The 18964-nt window shown below is 72.3% G+C and carries 17 protein-coding genes; 5 read left to right on the top strand and 12 right to left on the bottom strand.

Translation table 11 applies throughout. From position 1 onward, the window contains the following. Nucleotides 1-62 precede the first annotated feature (62 nt). From ACQP2H_RS15285 to ACQP2H_RS15275, 3 genes are read right to left on the bottom strand one after another with little or no spacing between them, the layout of a single operon-like run. Complete coding sequence (locus ACQP2H_RS15285; RefSeq protein ID WP_307799036.1) at nucleotides 63-1658, bottom strand: lysine 5,6-aminomutase subunit alpha; 1596 nt, start codon at nucleotides 1656-1658, stop codon at nucleotides 63-65. Next, complete coding sequence (locus tag ACQP2H_RS15280) at nucleotides 1655-3220, bottom strand: amidohydrolase (protein WP_357533465.1); 1566 nt, start codon at nucleotides 3218-3220, stop codon at nucleotides 1655-1657. The genes ACQP2H_RS15285 and ACQP2H_RS15280 overlap by 4 nt, the downstream gene beginning before the upstream one ends. Before the next feature lie 5 nt (nucleotides 3221-3225). Further along, nucleotides 3226-4275, bottom strand: a complete 1050-nt coding sequence (locus ACQP2H_RS15275; RefSeq protein ID WP_433233543.1) for a zinc-binding alcohol dehydrogenase — start codon at nucleotides 4273-4275, stop codon at nucleotides 3226-3228. A gap of 196 nt (nucleotides 4276-4471) precedes the next feature. Here ACQP2H_RS15275 and ACQP2H_RS15270 point away from each other — a divergent pair, with 196 nt between their 5' ends. Further along, the gene (locus tag ACQP2H_RS15270; protein ID WP_374197500.1) at nucleotides 4472-5878 is read left to right on the top strand and encodes a KamA family radical SAM protein; all 1407 of its coding nucleotides are present in this window, start codon (nucleotides 4472-4474) and stop codon (nucleotides 5876-5878) included. 61 nt (nucleotides 5879-5939) lie between these two features. Here ACQP2H_RS15270 and ACQP2H_RS15265 read toward each other — a convergent pair whose 3' ends face one another. The 3 genes from ACQP2H_RS15265 to ACQP2H_RS15255 form a co-directional block, all read right to left on the bottom strand. Next, nucleotides 5940-6275 carry a YnfA family protein gene (locus tag ACQP2H_RS15265; protein WP_219461973.1) on the bottom strand — a complete coding sequence of 112 codons (336 nt, stop codon included), beginning with the start codon at nucleotides 6273-6275 and terminating at the stop codon, nucleotides 5940-5942. Nucleotides 6276-6339: 64 nt separating this feature from the next. Beyond that, nucleotides 6340-6531 carry a CsbD family protein gene (locus ACQP2H_RS15260; protein ID WP_219461971.1) on the bottom strand — a complete coding sequence of 64 codons (192 nt, stop codon included), beginning with the start codon at nucleotides 6529-6531 and terminating at the stop codon, nucleotides 6340-6342. 178 nt (nucleotides 6532-6709) lie between these two features. Beyond that, entirely contained in the window at nucleotides 6710-7828 is a 1119-nt protein-coding gene (locus ACQP2H_RS15255; RefSeq protein WP_219461969.1) for an FAD-dependent oxidoreductase, read from the bottom strand. Nucleotides 7829-7881: 53 nt separating this feature from the next. On the opposite strand from ACQP2H_RS15255, the gene ACQP2H_RS15250 reads away from it, so the two are divergent. Both ACQP2H_RS15250 and ACQP2H_RS15245 read left to right on the top strand, forming a co-directional pair. Beyond that, a complete protein-coding gene (locus ACQP2H_RS15250; RefSeq protein WP_219461968.1) occupies nucleotides 7882-8574 on the top strand; it encodes a TetR/AcrR family transcriptional regulator in 693 nt (230 codons plus the stop codon). Between the two features lie 180 nt (nucleotides 8575-8754). Next, nucleotides 8755-9321: a histidine phosphatase family protein gene (locus ACQP2H_RS15245; RefSeq protein WP_208565966.1), complete on the top strand. Its 567-nt coding sequence runs from the start codon at nucleotides 8755-8757 to the stop codon at nucleotides 9319-9321. 49 nt (nucleotides 9322-9370) lie between these two features. Here the strand turns inward: ACQP2H_RS15245 and ACQP2H_RS15240 are convergent, their stop codons facing one another. From ACQP2H_RS15240 to ACQP2H_RS15230, 3 genes are read right to left on the bottom strand one after another with little or no spacing between them, the layout of a single operon-like run. Further along, the gene (locus tag ACQP2H_RS15240) at nucleotides 9371-9862 is read right to left on the bottom strand and encodes an Lrp/AsnC family transcriptional regulator (RefSeq protein ID WP_208565967.1); all 492 of its coding nucleotides are present in this window, start codon (nucleotides 9860-9862) and stop codon (nucleotides 9371-9373) included. Nucleotides 9863-9921: 59 nt separating this feature from the next. Next, nucleotides 9922-10137: a DUF433 domain-containing protein gene (locus ACQP2H_RS15235; protein ID WP_208565968.1), complete on the bottom strand. Its 216-nt coding sequence runs from the start codon at nucleotides 10135-10137 to the stop codon at nucleotides 9922-9924. Nucleotides 10138-10146: 9 nt separating this feature from the next. Beyond that, a complete protein-coding gene (locus ACQP2H_RS15230) occupies nucleotides 10147-11289 on the bottom strand; it encodes an acyl-CoA dehydrogenase family protein (protein WP_219461965.1) in 1143 nt (380 codons plus the stop codon). A 192-nt stretch (nucleotides 11290-11481) separates the two neighbouring features. Between ACQP2H_RS15230 and ACQP2H_RS15225 the strand changes: the two genes are divergently transcribed. After that, on the top strand, nucleotides 11482-12615 hold the full coding sequence (locus tag ACQP2H_RS15225; RefSeq protein ID WP_433233270.1) for a glycoside hydrolase family 5 protein: 1134 nt from the start codon (nucleotides 11482-11484) through the stop codon (nucleotides 12613-12615). A gap of 117 nt (nucleotides 12616-12732) precedes the next feature. On the opposite strand, the gene ACQP2H_RS15220 is transcribed toward ACQP2H_RS15225, so the two are convergent. Further along, the gene (locus ACQP2H_RS15220; RefSeq protein ID WP_219461959.1) at nucleotides 12733-13800 is read right to left on the bottom strand and encodes a DUF4037 domain-containing protein; all 1068 of its coding nucleotides are present in this window, start codon (nucleotides 13798-13800) and stop codon (nucleotides 12733-12735) included. Between the two features lie 239 nt (nucleotides 13801-14039). Between ACQP2H_RS15220 and ACQP2H_RS15215 the strand changes: the two genes are divergently transcribed. Continuing rightward, nucleotides 14040-14960, top strand: coding sequence for a 5'-3' exonuclease (locus ACQP2H_RS15215; RefSeq protein WP_363823110.1), 921 nt, complete (start codon nucleotides 14040-14042; stop codon nucleotides 14958-14960). A 115-nt stretch (nucleotides 14961-15075) separates the two neighbouring features. On the opposite strand, the gene ACQP2H_RS15210 is transcribed toward ACQP2H_RS15215, so the two are convergent. Beyond that, entirely contained in the window at nucleotides 15076-15963 is an 888-nt protein-coding gene (locus ACQP2H_RS15210; protein WP_219461955.1) for an MHYT domain-containing protein, read from the bottom strand. Between the two features lie 167 nt (nucleotides 15964-16130). Further along, nucleotides 16131-18935, bottom strand: a complete 2805-nt coding sequence (locus tag ACQP2H_RS15205; protein ID WP_208565974.1) for a DEAD/DEAH box helicase — start codon at nucleotides 18933-18935, stop codon at nucleotides 16131-16133. Nucleotides 18936-18964 lie beyond the last annotated feature (29 nt).

Raw genomic sequence — 18964 nt, 5'->3', positions numbered from 1 at the left:
CTCACTCATGCCGTTCCCGCCGGGCATGCTCTCGCGGCCCTCACTGCGTTCGGTGCGCTCACTCATGCCGGCTGCTCCAGGATCTCCGTCGCCGGGTTGTAGTAGCCGGCCTCGTGCCGCGCCACCCCCGCCAACCCCTTACCCCGGTCCGCCGGGCGCTTCATGATGCCGAACGTGCCCTCGGCGATCGCCGTCAACAACGACTGGTCCCCGATCCGCTCCAACAACTGCACCGCCTCACCCAACACCCGGTTCGCCCGCTGCTGGATGAACCCACCCGGCGCCGGCACGAAATCCTCGTGCAACCCACCCGCCGCACCCAACACGTACCGCACGTTCTGCAACGCGATGTCCCGATCCGACAACCACGGCGTCACCACCGCCTCCGTCATCATCCCCACCAACAGGATCCCCTGCCCCGTCATCGTGCCCACCAGATTGAAGAACCCGTCCAACAGGTTCCCCCGGAACACGTCACCCGTCATGTGCTTCGTCGGCGGCATCCACTTCAACGGCGCATCCGGAAACAACTCCCGCGCCAACAACGCATGCGCCAACTCCAACCGGAACGACTCCGGCACATCCGGATTGATCTCGAACGCGTGCCCCAACCCCAACTGCCAGTCCGCCAACCCCGCCTCATGCGCGAAGAACTCGTTGAGCAACTGCGACACCGTCACCGTGTGCGCCTCGTCCACCGCATCCGCCGTGGTCAGATAGTTGTCCTCACCGGTGTTGATGATGATCCCCGCCCGCGCGTGCACCTGCCGCGAAAACCGCTGGTCCACGAACGTCCGGATCGGATTGATGTCCCGGAACAAAATCCCGTACATCGAATCGTTGAGCATCATGTCCAGCCGTTCCAGACCCGCCAACGTCGCCATCTCCGGCATACACAAACCAGACGCATAATTCGTCAACCGCACATACCGACCCAACTCCTTCGACGTCTCATCCAACGCCGCCCGCATCAACCGGAAGTTCTCCTGCGTCGCATACGTCCCCGCGAAACCCTCCCGGGTCGCCCCCTCCGGCACATAGTCCAACAACGACTGCCCCGTCGACCGGATCACCGCGATCACATCCGCACCCGCCCGCGCCGCCGCCTGCGCCTGCGGAATGTCCTCATAGATGTCCCCGGTCGCCACGATCAGATAGATCCACGGCCGCCGCACCGGATCCCCGTACCGCCTGACCAGACGCTCCCGCTCCACCCGCCGCCGATCAACCCGCCGCACCCCCGCCGCCACCGCCCGCCGCGACACCCGCCGCGCCGCCGTCGCCGCCCTCCCCGACGGCACCACGAACCGCACCGACCCCGCTGCCGCCTCCTGCGCCAACACCGTCACATCGTCGACACCCTCCCGCGCCAACGCGTCGAACACCGGCAACGCCACCCCGTGCCCCAGCCCCACATCCGCCACCACCGCATCGACCAACCGGTTCACCCACGGAATACCGTCCGGATCCGCCCCCGACACCCCCGCCAGCCGCAACACCGCCCGCTCCACCGACACCGTCGTGTGACTCCGCGCCAGATCCACCACCGGCTGCCCGGCCCGACGCGCCAACTCCCGCGCCCGACCCACCAACACCGGATCAAGACCCAGCTTGCCCGACCCGCCCTGCCGCGCCGTACCGATGGATCGCTCGCTCACGAAACGCCTTCCTCATAGATGACCTCACCACGCAACACCGTGCGCCGACACACCGGCAACGGCGTCGGATCCGCCGGACCCCGCAACTCAGGATCCTCGGCCTGCACCACCGGCAACCCCCGCTCCACCCCCGCCGGACTCGACCACACCGCGAACGTCGCCGGCGCACCCAACGCGATCACCCCCTCGTTGTCCAGATGCACCGCCCGCCACCCGCCCCGGGTGTGCGCCGCGAACGCCGCCCGCACACTCATCCGCTGCGACGCACTGTGATGCGCCGCCGCCGCCCGCACCGAACCCCACGGATCCAACGGCGTCACCGGCGAATCCGACCCGAACGCCAACGCCACCCCCACCGCGTGCATCGCCCCCATCGGATTCGACTCCAACGACCGGGCCAGACCCAACCGCGACTCATACATCCGACCCGCACCACCCCACAACCGGTCGAACGCCGGCTGCATACTCGCCACCACCCCGTACTCCACGAACCCCGCGATCAACCGCTTGCTCATGATCTCCGCATGCTCCACCCGGTGCCGCGCCGCCCGCACCCGGTCCGTGCCCAACACCGCCGCCGCCCCCGCGAACCCCTCCAACACCGTCGAGATCGCCGCATCACCGATCGCATGGAACCCGCCCTGCATCCCGTGCGCCGCACAATCCACCAAATGATCACGAACCTGACCGGCACTCAGATAACCGTGACCGCAACCCTCACCGTCGAGGTAATCCCGCGACACGTGCGCCGTCCGCGACCCCAACGCCCCGTCCGCGAACAGATCACCACCCGCACCCACCGCACCCAACTCCCGCGCCCGCGCCGCCCCCGACAACTCACCCCAGTACCCGTACACCTCCGGCAACCCCGCCCCCGACAACGCCAACAACCCGGTGAAGTCCTCCTCGTCGGAAATCTGCGGACCACCACACTCGTGCACCGCCGCGATCCCCAACGACGCCGCATGCGCCAACGCCACCCGCTGCGCCGCCACCCGCTGCGCCCGACCCACCGAACCCAGCGCCGCCGCCCGCACCACATGATGCGCGTCGCGCCGCAACCACCCCGACGCATCGAAACCCGGCACCACCGCCGCCTGCGGACACGCCGCCAGCAACGCCTGCGACACCAACGCCGAATGGATCGACGCCTGCGACAGGTACACCCGCCGGCCACCCGCCGCCCGATCCAGCTCCACCGCATCCGGCAGCCGCGGATCCCCCCACGCCGACTCGTCCCAACCGTGTCCCAACACCACCGCGTCACCCGGCAGACCCGCCGCGAACGCCGACACCGCCGCCAGCAACTCCCCCGCCGACCGCACCGACGACAGCTCCAGACCCGACAACACCAGCCCGGTATCCGTCGCGTGCACGTGCGCGTCCACGAACGCCGGCGTCACCAACGCCCCGTCCAGCTCCACCACCCGATCGGCGGCCGGCGCATCCGCCGCACCACCCAACCAGGCGATCCGCCCGTCCCGCACCAACAGCGCCGTCGCGCTCGGCTCCGCCGGACAGTGCAGCACTCCACCGCGATACAACGTCGAGGGGTTCGTCATGGCACTCAGTCTGCCGCCAACCGGGACTCGAAGAGACCACGTACCCCCGGCTCCGACCGCAACAACCCCAACGCCAGATCCGCGTGCCCCGGCACGAACCCGTTACCCACCAGCATCGTCACGTCCGCCGCCAACCCCTCCGCACCCAACGCCGCCGCCGCGAAACTCGTCGCCATCGAGAAGAAGACCACCGTGCCGCCGTCCGCCGTGGCCAACACCGCACCGTGCTCACACCCCGGCACGTCCACGCACACCACCGTCACGTCCGCCGGCCCACCCAACGCCGTCGTCACCGCCGACGACAACCCCACCGGATCCCGGGCATCAGCCAACGCCACCACCGACGCCAGACCAGCCGCCACCAGCGCATCCCGCTCCGCCGCCACCGGCACCACCCCCACGGTACGACCCGCACCCGCCCGCCGCGCCGCCGCCAACGACAACGACCCGCTCTTACCGCCCCCACCGATCACCGCCACCGTCACCGCCGACCCGTCACCGGCGCGTTCCCGCCGCGCCACCTGCTCAGCGACCACCCGGGCCGTCAACGCCGGCGCCCCACACACGTCCAGCACCGCCAACGCCAACTCCGGATGCAGGTCCCCCGGCAGCACCGCCGCGATCGACCGGGCGAACAGGATCGCGTACCCGTCACACGGCACCTGCTCGCTGCGCCCGTCCCAGCGGGCCAACCCGTCGAGGATCGTCAACGGCGTCAACGTCAACGACACCAGCGTCGCCACCCGGTCACCCACCGCCAACCCCAACGGCGACCGACGACCGACCTCCTCCACGGTGCCGATCAGCATCCCCCCCGAACCGGTCACCGGATTCTGCATCTTGCCCCGCGTCGACACGATCTCCAGCACCTCGGCGCGGACCTTCTCCCCGTCCCCGTCGTGCTTCTGCGCCAACTGCCGGAAACTCGCCGCGTCGAGATTCAACCGCTCGACCCGGATGCGCACCTCGTTCGGGGCGATCCGGGGGTCGGCGTCCAGCCGCCAGGCCGCCTGCGGCAGCACCCCCGCCGGCTCCACGACACGGTGCAGGCCCACCGGTGACGTCACACCAACCTCCCCCCTCAACCGCCCGAAGCCCCGACCAGGACTCGCATCGCGGGAAAACTTACGGCAGACTAATTTCTTCGCCGGATATTTTCCAGTAGCCTTCGGATCTACCGATCATCAACCGCCGGCCACCCCGGCTCGCACCCGCCGGCCACCCCGGCCACGCACACCACGAGGAGGGGCCGTGACCCAGACCCAACCGATGGCGACCATCCCTGGGCCCCGCCCCGCCCCGGTCGCCGCACCGACCGCCGGCCAGCCCTACGAATACCGCCGCAGCCCCCTGGTCGAGCCCGACTGGACCCGCTTCCCCGGCTGGCGTCACGTCACCCGCGAGCAGTGGGAGAACGCCCAGTGGCAACGCGTCAACTGCGTCAAGAACATCAAGCAGCTGCGCGCCGTCCTCGGCGACACCGTCGACGAGACCTTCTACACCGACCTCGCCGCCGACCAGCAGGCCCTGGCCACCATGTCGATGCTGGTGCCACCCCAGATGATCAACACGATGGTGCCGTTCGCCCCGATGACCACCGAGGCGTTCCGCGCCGACCCGATCCGCCGCTACATGATCCCCGTCGCCGCCGACCGGCGCACCGACTGGCCGTCACACCCCTACGCCAGCCGTGACTCACTGCACGAACACGACATGTGGGTCGCCGAGGGTCTCACCCACCGCTACCCCACCAAGGTCCTCGCCGAACTGCTCTCCACCTGCCCCCAGTACTGCGGACACTGCACCCGGATGGACCTGGTCGGCAACTCCACCCCCGCCGTCGACAAACTCAAGCTCACCCTCAAGCCCGTCGACCGCTACGACGCCCACATCAGCTACCTCAAGGCCCACCCCGGCGTCCGCGACGTGGTCGTCTCCGGCGGCGACGTGGCCAACGTCCCGTGGCGCAACCTTGAGTCGTACCTCATGCGGCTGCTCGAACTCGAAACCGTCCGCGACATCCGGCTCGCCACCAAGGCCCTCATGGGCCTGCCCCAGCACTGGCTCCAGAACGACGTCGTCGAGGGCCTGGAACGGGTCGCCCGCACCGCCGCCCGCCGCGGCGTCAACCTGGCCATCCACACCCACGTCAACCACGCCCAGTCGATCACCCCGCTGGTCGCGAAGGCCACCCAGACCGCCCTCGACGTCGGCGTCCGCGACGTGCGCAACCAGGGCGTACTCATGCGCGGCGTCAACGCCACCACCCCCGACCTGCTCGACCTGTGCTTCGCCCTGCAGGGCGAGGCCGGCATCCTGCCGTACTACTTCTACATGTGCGACATGATCCCCAACGCCGAACACTGGCGGGTCCCGGTCTGGCACGCCCAGCAGCTCCAACACGACATCATGGGCTACCTGCCCGGCTACGCCACCCCCCGGATCGTCTGCGACGTGCCCTTCGTCGGCAAGCGCTGGGTGCACATGCTCACCGAGTACGACCGGGAACGCGGCATCTCCTACTGGACGAAGAACTACCGCACCTCCATCGAGTCGGCCGACCTGGAGGCGCTCAACAAGCGCTACGCCTACTACGACCCGATCGACACCCTCCCCGAGGCCGGCCAGCAGTGGTGGGCCGCACACCGCGACGACTGACCCCACGACACACCCACCCCGCCGCCCCCGACGACCCGACCGGTCCCGGGGGCGGCGCGCGTCACACCCCGCGCGGGGCGTACATGATCACAGCGACGCCGAGCAGGCAGATCGCCGCGCCCGTCAGGTCCCACCGGTCCGGCCGGAAACCGTCCACCAGCACCCCCCACGCCAGCGATCCCGCCACGAACACCCCGCCGTACGCGGCCAGGATCCGGCCGAAGTTCGCATCCGGCTGGAAGGTCGCCACGAAGCCGTACACGCCCAACGCGAGCACCCCGGCGGCGATCCACCACAGCCCCCGGTGCTCCCGCCAGCCCTGCCAGATCAGCCACGCCCCACCGATCTCGGCGAGCGCGGCCAGGACGAACAACACCAACGACCGGGCGACCACCATGCCCGCACGCTAACCCGGACAGCCCCCTGAGCATGCTCAGGGGGCTGTCCGGATGGTGATCCGCTCAGCGCATGGCGTCCCGGGCGTCGCGACCGGCGTCCTTGACGTGCTCACCGGCCTGCCGGGCGCGCGCCTCGCTCTGCTCGGTGGCACCCTCGGCGCGCATCCGCTCGTTGTCGGTGACGTCGCCGATCCGTTCCTTCGCGGCGCCGGTCAGCTCCTGGGCCTTGTTCTTCGCCTTGTCGGTGAAGCTCATGTCGCCTCCTGTCGCTCCGGCGGTCACGGGGCCGATGCCCCGCACCCGTGGCGTCCCCGCTCTGTCCGGCTCGAAACGGATTTGCGCCGTGGGCGCTGATGTTCGTGGTGTGCCGGGGCACACCACCGGTAGGCCATCCTAGGACAATAGGCGGCAAGCGGTGGTCTGCTGCCGGTGGTCAGGAGGGCTGGACCTGGTCGAAGAGGGCGAGGGCTTCGGCGGGGTCCGGGCTCACCAGGCGTTCCAGACCGGCCGTCGTGATCCTCGACCAGGTGGCGGCCCGGGCCCACATCCGTTCCTCGAAGGCGCGGACCGCCTCGTCCAGATTCTCCGGGTCGGCGGCGATGGCCTCCGCGAGCTCGGCACCGTCCAGCATCGCGAGGTTCGCGCCCGCCCCCAACGGTGGCATCAGGTGGGCGGCGTCGCCCAGTAGCGTCACCCCCCGGACATGGTCCCAGGTGTGGGACGCGGGTAGGACGTACACGGGTCGGTGGGCGAAGGCGGTGCCGTGGCCGAGCAGGTCGCGCACGGGAGCGGCCCAGCCGTCGAACAGCGCCAGCAGACCCGACCGGGTGGCCTCGACATCGGCCAGGTCCAGGTGCGCGTGCCAGTCCAGCGGCGCGCGGAGCCTGGCGTACACCTTGACGTGACCGCCGCTGTTGCGTTGGGCGACGAGAGACCGGTTCACGCCGTACACGGACACCGAACCCTCACCGATGAGCCGGGCGAGGTCAGGGTGGCGGGTGTCGACGTCGTCGAGGGAGGTCTCGACCGAGGTGACGCCGGTGTACTGCGGCGTCACCGACGAGACCGCCGGACGGACCCGGGACCAGGCGCCGTCGGCGCCCACCACGAGATCGAACGCCTCCGGCGGCCCGTCCGCGAAATGCACCAGGACGCCCTCCCCCGCCCCCGGCACCACCCGCGTCACCTCCCGCCCCCACCGCACGTCCAGAGAGCCGAGCAGCAGATCGCGGAGTTGCCCGCGGTCGATCTCCGGATTGGCCCGCTCGTCCGGGGCGGGTTTCCAGTCCCGCAGCACGGTCCCCGCGGCGTCCAGGATGCGCATGGCCTGTCCTTCGGGACGGGACAGCGCCTCGAACTCCGCCAGCAACCCCGCCTTGTCCAGGGCCCGCTGCCCCAGCCCCTCGTGCAGGTCCAGCGTGCCGCCCGGAGGGCGGGAGTCGGGCGAGGGATCACGTTCGAGGACGGCGACGGGGTGGCCGTGGCGGTGCAGGACCCGGGCGAAGGTCAGACCCGCCGGGCCACCCCCGACCACAGCAATACGATGTCTCATGGCGATACACCGTATAGCTCCCCTATAATTCAGCGCAACGACAGGGAGTGATCATGAGTGTCTGGGACCGGCCCGCCCCGCCGAACCCCCCCGTACCGCTCGACCGGGGGCAGATCATCGCCGCCGCCATCGCGCTGGCCGACGAGGGCGGGCTGGCGGCGGTGTCGGTGCGTAAGGTCGCCGCCCGACTGAACGCCGGCCCGATGCGGCTGTACGGCCACATCTCCACCAAGGACCAACTGTTCGACCTCATGGTGGACGAGGTGTACGCCGAGATCCTCCCCGGGGAGCGACCCGGTGACTGGCGGGAGGCGTTGCGCGGCCTCGCCCACCGCACCAGACAGGCCGCGCTGCGGCACGAATGGCTGGCGGACCTGCTCGGCGGCCGCCCGGCCCTGGGCCCGAACGGCCTCGCCGTCACCGAAGCCACGCTGGCCGCCCTCGACGGCCTCGCCGACGTCGACACCGTCATGCGCGCCGTGGAGACGGTCAGCGCCTACTTCACCGGCGCGATCAGGCGCGAGGTCGCCGACCTGCGGGCCGAACGCGCCACCGGCCTGTCCAAGCGCGAGTGGCAGCGTGCCTGCGGCCCGCACGTGACGAAGATGTTGGCCACCGGCCGTTTCCCGGCGCTGAGCAGGGCCGTGCACGACGGCACCGAGGTGGCCGCCGAGGTCTCCTTCGCCACCGGCCTGGACTGGGTCCTCGACGCCGTCGCCGCCAGACTCACCCGACCGGCGGGGTGACGATCCACTCCCGCCGCAGGTGGGAACCCCGCAGAACGACGGCACGGTCCCGGTCCCGGTCCCGGTGGCGGCCCCGGTGGCGGTGGCGGTGGCGGAAACCGGCAAACGGACCGGTGTCTCCGCGCCGGGAACTGCGGGCGGAGCCGGGCCGGGCCCGGCGAATGCTGGTTGACTGGGGGGATGAGCGAGATCATCCTGATCCGGCACGGCGAGACGACGTGGAGCGCCAGCCGGCGGCACACCTCGTACACCGACCTGGAGCTGACCCCCGACGGCGAGCGGCAGGCCCGCGCGCTGGCCGGGGTGCTGACCGGCCAGCGCCTCGCCACCGTGCTCGCCAGCCCCCGGCGGAGGGCGCTGCGCACCGCGCAGCTCGCCGGCCTCACCGTCGACCACACCGACGACGACCTCGTGGAGTGGAACTACGGCCGGTACGAGGGCCGCACCACCGCCGACATCCACACCGACCGGCCGGACTGGGACATCTGGACCGACGGCTGCCCCGACGGGGAGGCCCCCGACGAGATCGGCGCCCGGGTCGACCGGCTGCTCGCCCGGCTCACTCCCCTGCTGGAGCGGGGCAACGTGGGCCTGGTCGGGCACGCCCACCAGCTGCGGGTGGTCGGCGCCCGGTGGATCGGGCTGCCCCCATCCGGCGGCGGCAAACTCCGCCTGGACACCGCCACCGTCAGCGTGCTCGGCCACGAACACGGCCGACCGGTGCTCCTGCGCTGGAACGGCCGCTGAGCGGGCCCCGCGTCACGCCACCGACCGACGGCGCACCCACCGGGGGGTGTCAGGCCGACGCCTCCGCGCCACCCCGGGCCCGGGGCCGCAACTCGCCGACGGTGATCTTCGGCGGTCGCCCCTCGTACGGCGTCGACAGCACCACCGTCGTGCGGGTGGTGACGTTCGCCGCGGTGCGGATCTCCTGGAGCACCCGTTCCAGGTCGGCCGGCCCGGCCACCCGCACCAGCAGCAGGTAGAAGTCCTCCCCCGCCACCGAGTAGCAGGAGTCGATCTCGGGCAGGTGGGCCAGCCGCTCCGGCGCGTCGTCCGGTTGGGACGGGTCGAACGGCCGGATCGCCACGAACGCCGTCATCGGCAGGTCCAGCGCCTCGAACGACACCCGGGCGGTGTACCCGTTGATCACGCCGCGCTGTTCCAGCCGGCGGACCCGCTGGTGCACGGCCGAGACCGACAGGCCGACCCGCTCCGCCAGATCCGTGTACGACAGACGGCCGTCGGCGGTCAGCGCGGCGACGATGGCACGGTCGATCTCCTCCACGCGTGCAACCTACCCGGTGGAGCGCTCCCCTGGCGACGACGTCCCGCCGGAGATGACGCTCAGCGGGCCGCCCGGTCGCGCACCGCGTCCGCGGCGAAGTTCAACACCTCGGCCAGATCGTCCTCGTCGAGGAAGGGCAGATCGGTGAGGATGTCCGTCACCGACATCCCCTCCGCCATCATCGCCAGCAGGGTCGCCACCGGGATCCGGGACTGCCGCACGCAGGGTGCGCCACCCATCACCTCGGGGTCGATGGTGATCCGGGGAAAGGTCACCGGCACAGGCTAGTCCCTCGCCAACGCCCGGGAGATCACCAGCCGTTGGATCTGGTTGGTGCCCTCGACGATCTGGAGCACCTTCGCCTCGCGCATGTACCGCTCGACCGGATGGTCGGACACGTAACCGGCCCCGCCGAGCACCTGCACCGCGTCGGTGGTCACCCGCATCGCCACGTCGGTGGCGAACAGCTTCGCCTTGGCCGCCTCGATCGAGTACGGCCGGCCGGCGTCGCGCAGCCGGGCGGCGGCCAGGGTGAGCGCCCGGGCGGCGGAGATCTGGGTGGCCGCGTCGGCCAGCAGGAAGCCCAGCCCCTGGAAGTCGATGATCGACCGGCCGAACTGCTGCCGTTCCCGGGCGTAACCGACGGCGTAGTCCAGCGCCGCCTGGGCCAGGCCCACCGCGCAGGCGGCGATGCCGAGCCGCCCCGAGTCCAGCGCGGACATCGCGATGGTGAACCCCGCCCCCTCGCCGCCGATCAGCCGGTCGGCCGGCACCCGGGCGTCGTCGAAGGCGACCTGAGCCACCGGCGAGGAGCGCAGCCCCATGGTCCGCTCGGCCGCCTGCGGCACGATGCCCGGCGTGTCCCGGTCGGCCAACAGGCAGGAGATGCCCTTCGGGCCCGGCTCGCCGGTGCGGCAGAAGACGTTGTAGAAGTCCGCCACCCGGGCGTGCGTGATCCACGCCTTGACCCCGGTGACCCGGTAGTCGTCGCCGTCGCGGACCGCCCTGGTGGTCAGCGACGCCGCGTCCGAGCCCCCCTGCGGCTCGGAGAGGCAGTACGCCCCGAGCAGTTCCCCGCCCACCAGGTCCGGCAGCAGTTTGCGTTGGGCGTCGGTGCCGAACTCGGCCAGCGGGTAGCAGGACAGGGTGTGCACGCTGACCGCCTCGGCGACCGCGAGCCAGCGCCCGGCCAGGATCTCCAGCACCTGGAGGTACACCTCGTACGGCTGGGCGGCACCGCCGTGCTCCTCGGCGTAGGGCAGGCCCAGCAGGCCCGCCCGGCCCAGGGTGCGCAGCACGTCCCGGGGGAACTCGGCGCGCTCCTCGAAGCCGGCGGCCCTCGGCGCGAGCTCCCGGTCGGCGAGTTCGGTGGCGAGGTCGAGCAGGTCGTGGGCCTCGTCGGTGGGCAGGATCCGGTCGACAGTCATAGCGCGATGAACTCCAGGGTGGTGAGCCGTTGCCCGTCGTCGGGCGCCACCCCGTCAGCTTAACGGTCGTTTGGGCCAGGGCCCAGTCCGGCGGTCGGGAGGCGACCATGTCCCGGGGTGAACCGTGGCCGCGTCGATCTCGTACCACCGGATGCCTTCCCCGGGTCCCGACGAGCCCGACCGGAGATTCCGATGCACCGACGCGCAGCACTGACCTGGACCGGGGTGGCCCTCGCCTCCCTGGTCGCCGGCTGGGCGGCCCTGGCCGTCCCCACCGCGAGTGCCGACACCGAGCCCGCGCCACCGGCCACGGCCGGCCCCGTCGCCACCGACCCGACCACCGGCACCACCGCTCCCCCGGCCACCGCCACCGACGGGCCCACCGCGGGCCCGGCCAGCGCGCCCGCCGGGTCCCCGGTGGCCGTGCACGGCCGGCTGCGGGTGTGCGGGGTGAACCTGTGCGACGAGGCCGGCGAGCCGATCCAACTGCGCGGGATGAGCAGCCACGGCCTCCAGTTCTTCCCGAACTGCCTCAACCCGGACTCGCTGGCCGCGCTGCGCACCGACTGGCGGGCCGACTTCGTCCGGGTGGCCATGTACGTCCAGGAGGGCGGCTTCGAGACCGACCCGGCCGGCTTCACCCGCAAGGTCGACGAGGCCGTGGCGACCGCCAGCGCGCTCGGCCTCTACGTGGTGGTCGACTTCCACATCCTGACCCCCGGCGACCCCCGGTTCAACCTGGACCGGGCCACGTCGTTCTTCGCCGAGGTCGCCGCCCGGCACGCCGACCGGACCAACGTGCTCTGGGAGATCGCCAACGAGCCCAACGGGGTCGGCTGGGCCGACATCAAGAGCTACGCCGAGCAGGTCATCCCGGTGATCCGGGCCGCCGACCCGGACAGCGTGGTGCTGGTCGGCACCCGGGGATTCTCCTCGCTCGGCGTCTCCGAGGGCGCCGACGAGACCGAGGTGATCGACGACCCGGTCGACGCCGCCAACATCATGTACACCTTCCACTTCTACGCCGCGTCCCACCGGGACCTGCAACGGGCCACGGTGGCCCGTGCCGCCCGGAGCCTGCCGCTGTTCGTCAGCGAGTTCGGCACCCAGACCTTCACCGGCGACGGCCCCAACGACCTGGACAGCGCCACCACCTGGCTGGACCTGCTCAAGAGCCTGAAGATCAGCTACGCGATGTGGAGCTACTCCGACGGACCGGAGAGCAACTCGGTGTTCCGGCGGGGCACCTGCGCCGGCGCCGACTTCACCGGCACCGCCGTGCTGACCGAGTCGGGGGAGTTCATCCGCAGCCGGATCCGGGGCTGACCCGGCTGGCCACCGACGGTCGGCGTCGCCGCACGCGGCGGGGCCGACCGTCGGTGGCCGCGACCCACCCCGACGGAGACCGCCGCCCGGCGACGCCACGGCCCCCCGGCGATACCGTCAGCCGGCGACGACGGCGCAGACCCGGCGCGCACGATCGGGGTGGGTCAGCACGTCCACGCTGTCGACGTACTGGTCCACGGCCCCGAGCAGCGGCCGGTCCCGCAGTGCCGGGTCCACGACCGCGGCCCGCAGCGCGGCGGCGAGGCGGGGCGCGTCGAGCACCAGGAAGGGCCGCCCGTGGAAGGGGCGGGCCGTGGTGACGACCGGCGCGGCCAGCCCGGTGGCGTTGGTCCACTCACCGACCGTCTCCAGCGCCCGCACCAGGCCCGCCTGCCGGTGCGGCCAGTCGCCCGGCCCGAGGGTGTCCGCCAGCGCAGCCACCACCGGCCCGGCATCCGGCAGCGCGGCGAACGCGGTGCCGAGCCACTTGTCGTACGGCGGCCAGCGCCGGTGCAGCAGCAGACCGAGACGCATCAGGTCGTGGGCCACCCGGGCGGCCAGCAGGCGGCTGCCCAACGCGTCGCCCACCTCGGCACACCGGCCGACGAGATGCTCGGCCTGCCCCACCCGGGTCCACCCGGCGGCCAGCACGTGCCGCCACACGTCGTCCGGATACCAGGCCAGGCGGGCGCGGACCGCGCCGACCGCGCCGCCGAGCCCGTCGTGGAAGACCGCACCCGCGGTCAGTTCGGCCAGCCGCTGGGTCGGGGTGGCGAGCCAGTCGTCGGTGGTGACCGCGACGGTGGGGTCGAAACCGAGCCGGCCCCGCAGCCAGTCCCGCCAGCCCGCCACCTCGACCCCGCTACGGTCCCCGGCGGCGTCGGGCACCCCCAGCCGGGCGGTCGGCCAGCTGAGGAACCGGGTCGGTCGGCCCAGGAACCGGGTCGGCAGGTCGACCAACGCCGCCCGCACCGACGCCAGGTCGGCCGGCTCGGCCAGAAAGATCTGCGCCCGGGGGCCCCAGTCGTGGTCGGTGGAGCGCTCGGTGTCCAGACCCAGCAGCTCCGAACCGCCGTCGAGCAACCCCGCCGAGTACCGCAGGCCCGGCAGTCGGCTCGCCAGCAGCGGCGCGAGGACCTCGTCGTGGAAGCGGCGGCACAGCACCAGACCGGGCACGAACTCCATGCCCGCAGTCTCGCCCCGCCGGCCGGTGGGTGTCACGCCGGTTTCCCGCCACCACCGGTTACTCGACCGGCTCCGGGTCCGGTATGGCCGGGACACCCTCATCGTGGTCACCGTGCCGGTGCGCTGGTGACCCGACGGGTGCGGGAGACCACCGCGTCACCGGCCGGCCCGAGCTGCGGCCCGGGTCGACCGTCGTGCCGTCCCCCATCCCGTCGGTGGGGTGTGCCAGGCTGTCGGGCGTGGCAGACCAACCCCCGATCCTGCTGATCGACGCCCCCAGCCTCTACTTCCGGGCCTACTTCGGGGTGCCCGAGTCGGCGGCGCGGACCGACGACGGCCAGCCGGTCAACGCCGTGCGCGGGTTCCTCGACATGCTCGCCCACCTGGTCCGCACCCGCCGGCCCGACCGGATGGTCTGCGCGCTCGACCACGACTGGCGGCCCGCCTGGCGGGTGGAGCTGCTGCCGTCGTACAAGGCGCACCGGGTCGCCCCCGAGGGAGGTGAGGAGGTGCCGGACACCCTCTCCCCGCAGGTGCCGGTGATCCTCGACGTGCTGGCCGCGATCGGCATCACCGCCGCCGGGGCCACCGGCTACGAGGCCGACGACGTGCTGGGCACCCTGTCGGTCACCCAACCCGGCCCGGTGGAGGTGGTCTCCGGCGACCGGGACCTGTTCCAGCTCATCGACGACGCCCGCCGGGTCCGGTTGCTCTACGTCGGTCGCGGGGTGGCCAAGCTCGACGACTGCGACGACGCCGCCGTCCGGGCCCGCTACGGTGTCCCCGCCGACCGGTACGCCGACTTCGCCGCGCTGCGCGGCGACCCGAGCGACGGGCTGCCCGGGGTGCCCGGGGTCGGCGAGAAGACCGCCGCCCGGCTGATCGACCGCTACGGCGGCCTGCCCGGCATCCTCGCCGCGCTCGACGACCCGGGCTCCGGCTTCGCCCCGGGGCTGCGGGCCAAGCTCGACGGCGCCCGCGACTATCTGGCGGTGGCCCCGAAGGTGGTCCGGGTCGCCACCGACGTGCCGCTGCCGACGCTGGTCACCACGCTACCCACCGCGCCCGCCGATCCCGACCGGCTGTTGGAGCTGGCCCAACGGTGGAACCTGGCCGGCTCCTGCCGACGGCTGGTCGACGCCCTCGCCGCGCAGCCCTGACCCGGCCGGCCACGGCTGTGCGGGCCCGGCCGGTGGACGTCCCGGCCGGGCCGGGCCCGGTGCGCGCGACGCACGCCCGGTAAGCGCGGCGGGGACAGTCCCGGCACGGGCCCGGTCAGCGCGGGGGCGGGACGTCCCGGCGGGACGGGAACGGGGTGCCCGGCCGACCCAGGGTGGCCGACCGGCTACGCAGTCCCACCGGGTCCGGGGCGGTCTCCGGTTCGACCACCGGCGCGTTGGCCTGCCGGGCGTGCAGGTAGGCGGCGGCGGCCCGGTCGTCGTCGGTGGGGGCGGCGAGCAACGCGTAGACCAGCCCGACCACCACGAGGATCACCGCGAGGACGATCGGCACCAGCAGCGTGCTCACCCCCGCGCCGGTCAGCTCCCCGCGCCGCTCGTGCAGGTGCACCGACAGGGCACTCATCCCGGTGAAGTGCATACCGTTGACGGCGACCCCCATGACCAGGGCCGACCCGGCGATCGCCAGCCCCCGGCGGACGGTCATCGCCAGCCACAGCGCCACGGTGGCCGCGACGACGGCGATGGCCACCGACAGCCCGACCCGGGTGGCGTCGTAGCTCAGGTCGCCGTTGAGACGCATCGCCGCCATCCCCGTGTAGTGCATGGCGGCGACACCGATGCCGGTGAACAGGCCACCGCCGAGGACCTTCGCGGCACCCAGCCGACCGGTGCCGACGATGGCCAAGCCGATCCCGACGGCGGTGACGGCGATCACCGTACTGGCGACGGTGAGCGGAACGTCGTAGCGGATCCGGGTGCCGGTGACCGCGAAGCCGAGCATGGCCATGAAGTGCATCGCCCAGATCGCCGTGCCGCCGATCGCCCAGGCCGCCAGCAGACCCCACCAGAAGCGCTGCCCGGAGCTGGTGGCGGTACGGATCCGCCCGACGCAGACCAGACCGAGGAACGAACCGAGCACGGACAGTGCGTAACTCAACGCGGGTGTGATCCACCCGTACTCAAAGTGATTGATCTCCGCCACGGCGGCCTTCCCCCCACTCATTACCGGCGCGTAGGAGACCGCGCCCGAGCAATGATCGGGGAGGCTCCGAGCAGGCGCAACATCGGCCCCCCGGTTTCCTGGCCGGTGCCGTCACGGTGACCGTGCGATGCGTCGATTCACCGCCCGTCGGTGACCGAAAGTGATGATCAGGCGGAGGTGTAATGGGCAAGTACGCCCCGGTTCACGGCCGCGATCGCCTGCCGCGCGGTGGCCCGCAGCTCGATCGACGCCCCACCGGAGTCGGATAGCTGACCGAGCAGGTCGGCGACCTGCCGGGCCCACCGGACGAAGTCCCCGGCGGGCATCTCACCGTCGATCTGGTGCCCGCTGGCGAGCACCTTGGCCAGGGTCTCCCCCCGCGCCCAGCGGTAGATCGGCCAGGCGAACCCGAAATCCGGTTCCCGGGTCACGGTCAACCCCCGCTGCGCCTCGTCGGCCTCGATCTCGCTCCACAACTTGAGCGTCTCGTCGACCGCGTCGGCGACCGGCCCGCGCGGCAGCGACGCCCGCTCGTCGACGTCCCGGCGGGCCTCGAAGACCACCACCGACACGGCGGCGGCCAACTCCGCCGGGGACAGCCCGTCCCAGACGCCCCGCCGCAGGCACTCGGCGACCAGCAGGTCCGCCTCGGTCCAGATCCGGCCGAGCATCCGCCCGGCGTCGGTCACCCGCCCGTCGGCGGACAGGTAGCCCCGGGCGGTCAACAACGCGACGATCCGGTCGAAGGTCCGGGCCAGCGAGCCGGTCCGCCCCGACACCCGCTGCCGCAGCTCCTCCGTGTCGTTCTCCAACCGGCGTCGCCGCTCCGCCCAACGGGCGTGGTCCTCCCGTTCCGGGCAGGCGTGGCAGGGGTGCCGACGCAGCTCGGTGCGGAGCTGGCTGAGCCGGTGGTCCTCACCGGCGGCCTGCCGGGAACGCCCGCCCCGCCGGCCGCCGTGCCGGTCCAGCCCGGTGCTGCTCACCTCGGCCGCGAGATCCCGCCGGGCGGCCGGTGAGCGGTGGTTGAAGTGCTTGGGCACCCGGATGCGGGCGAGCACCTCGGCCGGGGTGGTGAAGTCGCCGGGACTGATCCGCCCCGCCCAACGGTCCTGGGTGAGCACCAGCGGCCGGGGCTCCCCGAACCCCCCGGTCGCCGGGTCGAGGACGACCGCGAGCCCGGCCCGCCGCCCGGACGGCACCCGGATCACGTCACCGACCCGCAACCGCTCCAACGCCGCCACCGCGGCGGCCTTACGCTGGGTCTGCCCCTGCCGGGCGATGGCCCGCTCCCGGTCGGCGATGGCCACCCGCAACGCGAAATACTCGTCGAAGTCACCCTGGTGGCAGACCGCCTCCGCGCCGTACGCCTCGATGGTCTCGGTGTTGCGCTGCACCTGGCGGGCCAGCCCGACCACCGACCGGTCCGCCTGGAACTGCGCGAACGACGACTCCAGCAACGCACGGGCCGGCTCGACGCCGACGCTGCCGACCAGGTTCACCGCCATGTTGTACGACGGCCGGAAGCTCGACCGCAGCGGATAGGTGCGGGTGGAGGCCAGGCCCGCCACGTGCCGGGGGTCGGTCTCCGGCGACCAGACCACCACCGCGTGCCCCTCGACGTCGATGCCCCGTCGACCGGCCCGCCCGGTGAGCTGGGTGTACTCCCCCGGGGTCAGATCGACGTGGGCCTCGCCGTTGAACTTGACCAGCCGCTCCAGCACCACGCACCGGGCCGGCATGTTGATGCCCAACGCCAGGGTCTCGGTGGCGAAGACCGCCTTGACCAGGCCCCGGACGAACAGCTCCTCGACGACCTCCTTGAACACCGGCAGCATCCCGGCGTGGTGGGCGGCCAGACCACGCTCCAACCCGTCGAGCCACTCCCAGTAGCCCAGGACGCTGAGATCCTCACCGGGGATCGCGGTGACCCGCGACTCCACCACCCGGCGGATCTCGGCGCGTTCCTCCGCCGAGGTCAACCGCAGGCCGGCCGCCAGGCACTGCTGCACGGCGGCGGCGCAGCCGGCCCGGCTGAAGATGAACAGGATCGCCGGGAGCAGCCCCTCCCGGTCCAGCCGGTCGACGATGTCGGGGCGCATCGGGCCCCGCCAGCGCGGGCCACGCCGCCCGCCGCCAGGGCCGGCGCTGCGCCCCTCCCCCAGCTCCAGCCGCCGGGTCTGCTCCCGGGTGTAGCGCAGCAGCTCGGGGTGCACGTCGTGCTTGCGGGCCGCGTCGGCGTCGTGGAAGAGGTCGAACATCCGCTTGCCGACGAGCATGTGCTGCCACAGCGGCACCGGCCGGTGCTCGCTGACCACCACCGCCGTCTCACCGCGCACGGTGACCAGCCAGTCGGCGAACTCCTCGGCGTTGGAGACCGTCGCCGACAGCGACACCAGGGTCACCGAGGAGGGCAGGTGGATGATCACCTCTTCCCAGACCCCGCCCCGGAACCGGTCGGCGAGGTAGTGCACCTCGTCCATCACCACGTAGGCCAGGCCGGCCAGGGTGGTCGACCCGGCATAGAGCATGTTGCGCAGCACCTCGGTGGTCATCACCACCACCGGGGCGTCCCCGTTGATCGCGTTGTCGCCGGTGAGCAGGCCGACCTGCGCGGCCCCGTAACGCTGCACCAGGTCGTGGTATTTCTGGTTGGACAGCGCCTTGATCGGCGTGGTGTAGAAACACTTGCGCCGCACCGGTGGCGTCGCCGGCTCGTCGGCCGCCGCCGACACCGCCGCAGGCGTGCCCCGCAACGCCAGGTGGACGGCGAACTCACCCACCACCGTCTTGCCCGCCCCGGTCGGGGCGCAGACCAGCACCCCGCTGCCCCGCTCCAACGACTGGCACGCCTCGCGCTGGAAATCGTCGAGATCGAACCCCAGGTCGAGGGCGAACTCTTCCAGGGCCGGGAACTGGGCGGCCTGGGCAGCCCGGCGGCGTGCCTCGGCGTACCGCTCGGCGGGGCTCGACATGTCAGCAAGATTAATCGGTACCCCCGACG

The sequence above is a fragment of the Micromonospora sp. CA-248260 genome (genome assembly GCF_050942205.1).
Taxonomy (GTDB): domain Bacteria; phylum Actinomycetota; class Actinomycetes; order Mycobacteriales; family Micromonosporaceae; genus Micromonospora; species Micromonospora antibiotica.
Note: the sequence above shows the minus strand (reverse complement) of the source record. Positions and strands in the feature narration are given on the sequence as shown.

Excerpts from the sequence above, each read along its gene's own strand:
- ACQP2H_RS15280 (WP_357533465.1), bottom strand. The coding sequence starts at position 3,220 with ATGACGAACCCCTCGACGTTGTATCGCGGTGGAGTGCTGCACTGTCCG.
- ACQP2H_RS15265 (WP_219461973.1), bottom strand. The coding sequence starts at position 6,275 with ATGGTGGTCGCCCGGTCGTTGGTGTTGTTCGTCCTGGCCGCGCTCGCC.
- ACQP2H_RS15260 (WP_219461971.1), bottom strand. The coding sequence starts at position 6,531 with ATGAGCTTCACCGACAAGGCGAAGAACAAGGCCCAGGAGCTGACCGGC.
- ACQP2H_RS15255 (WP_219461969.1), bottom strand. The coding sequence starts at position 7,828 with ATGAGACATCGTATTGCTGTGGTCGGGGGTGGCCCGGCGGGTCTGACC.
- ACQP2H_RS15250 (WP_219461968.1), top strand. The coding sequence starts at position 7,882 with ATGAGTGTCTGGGACCGGCCCGCCCCGCCGAACCCCCCCGTACCGCTC.
- ACQP2H_RS15245 (WP_208565966.1), top strand. The coding sequence starts at position 8,755 with ATGAGCGAGATCATCCTGATCCGGCACGGCGAGACGACGTGGAGCGCC.
- ACQP2H_RS15230 (WP_219461965.1), bottom strand. The coding sequence starts at position 11,289 with ATGACTGTCGACCGGATCCTGCCCACCGACGAGGCCCACGACCTGCTC.
- ACQP2H_RS15225 (WP_433233270.1), top strand. The coding sequence starts at position 11,482 with ATGCACCGACGCGCAGCACTGACCTGGACCGGGGTGGCCCTCGCCTCC.
- ACQP2H_RS15220 (WP_219461959.1), bottom strand. The coding sequence starts at position 13,800 with ATGGAGTTCGTGCCCGGTCTGGTGCTGTGCCGCCGCTTCCACGACGAG.
- ACQP2H_RS15205 (WP_208565974.1), bottom strand. The coding sequence starts at position 18,935 with ATGTCGAGCCCCGCCGAGCGGTACGCCGAGGCACGCCGCCGGGCTGCC.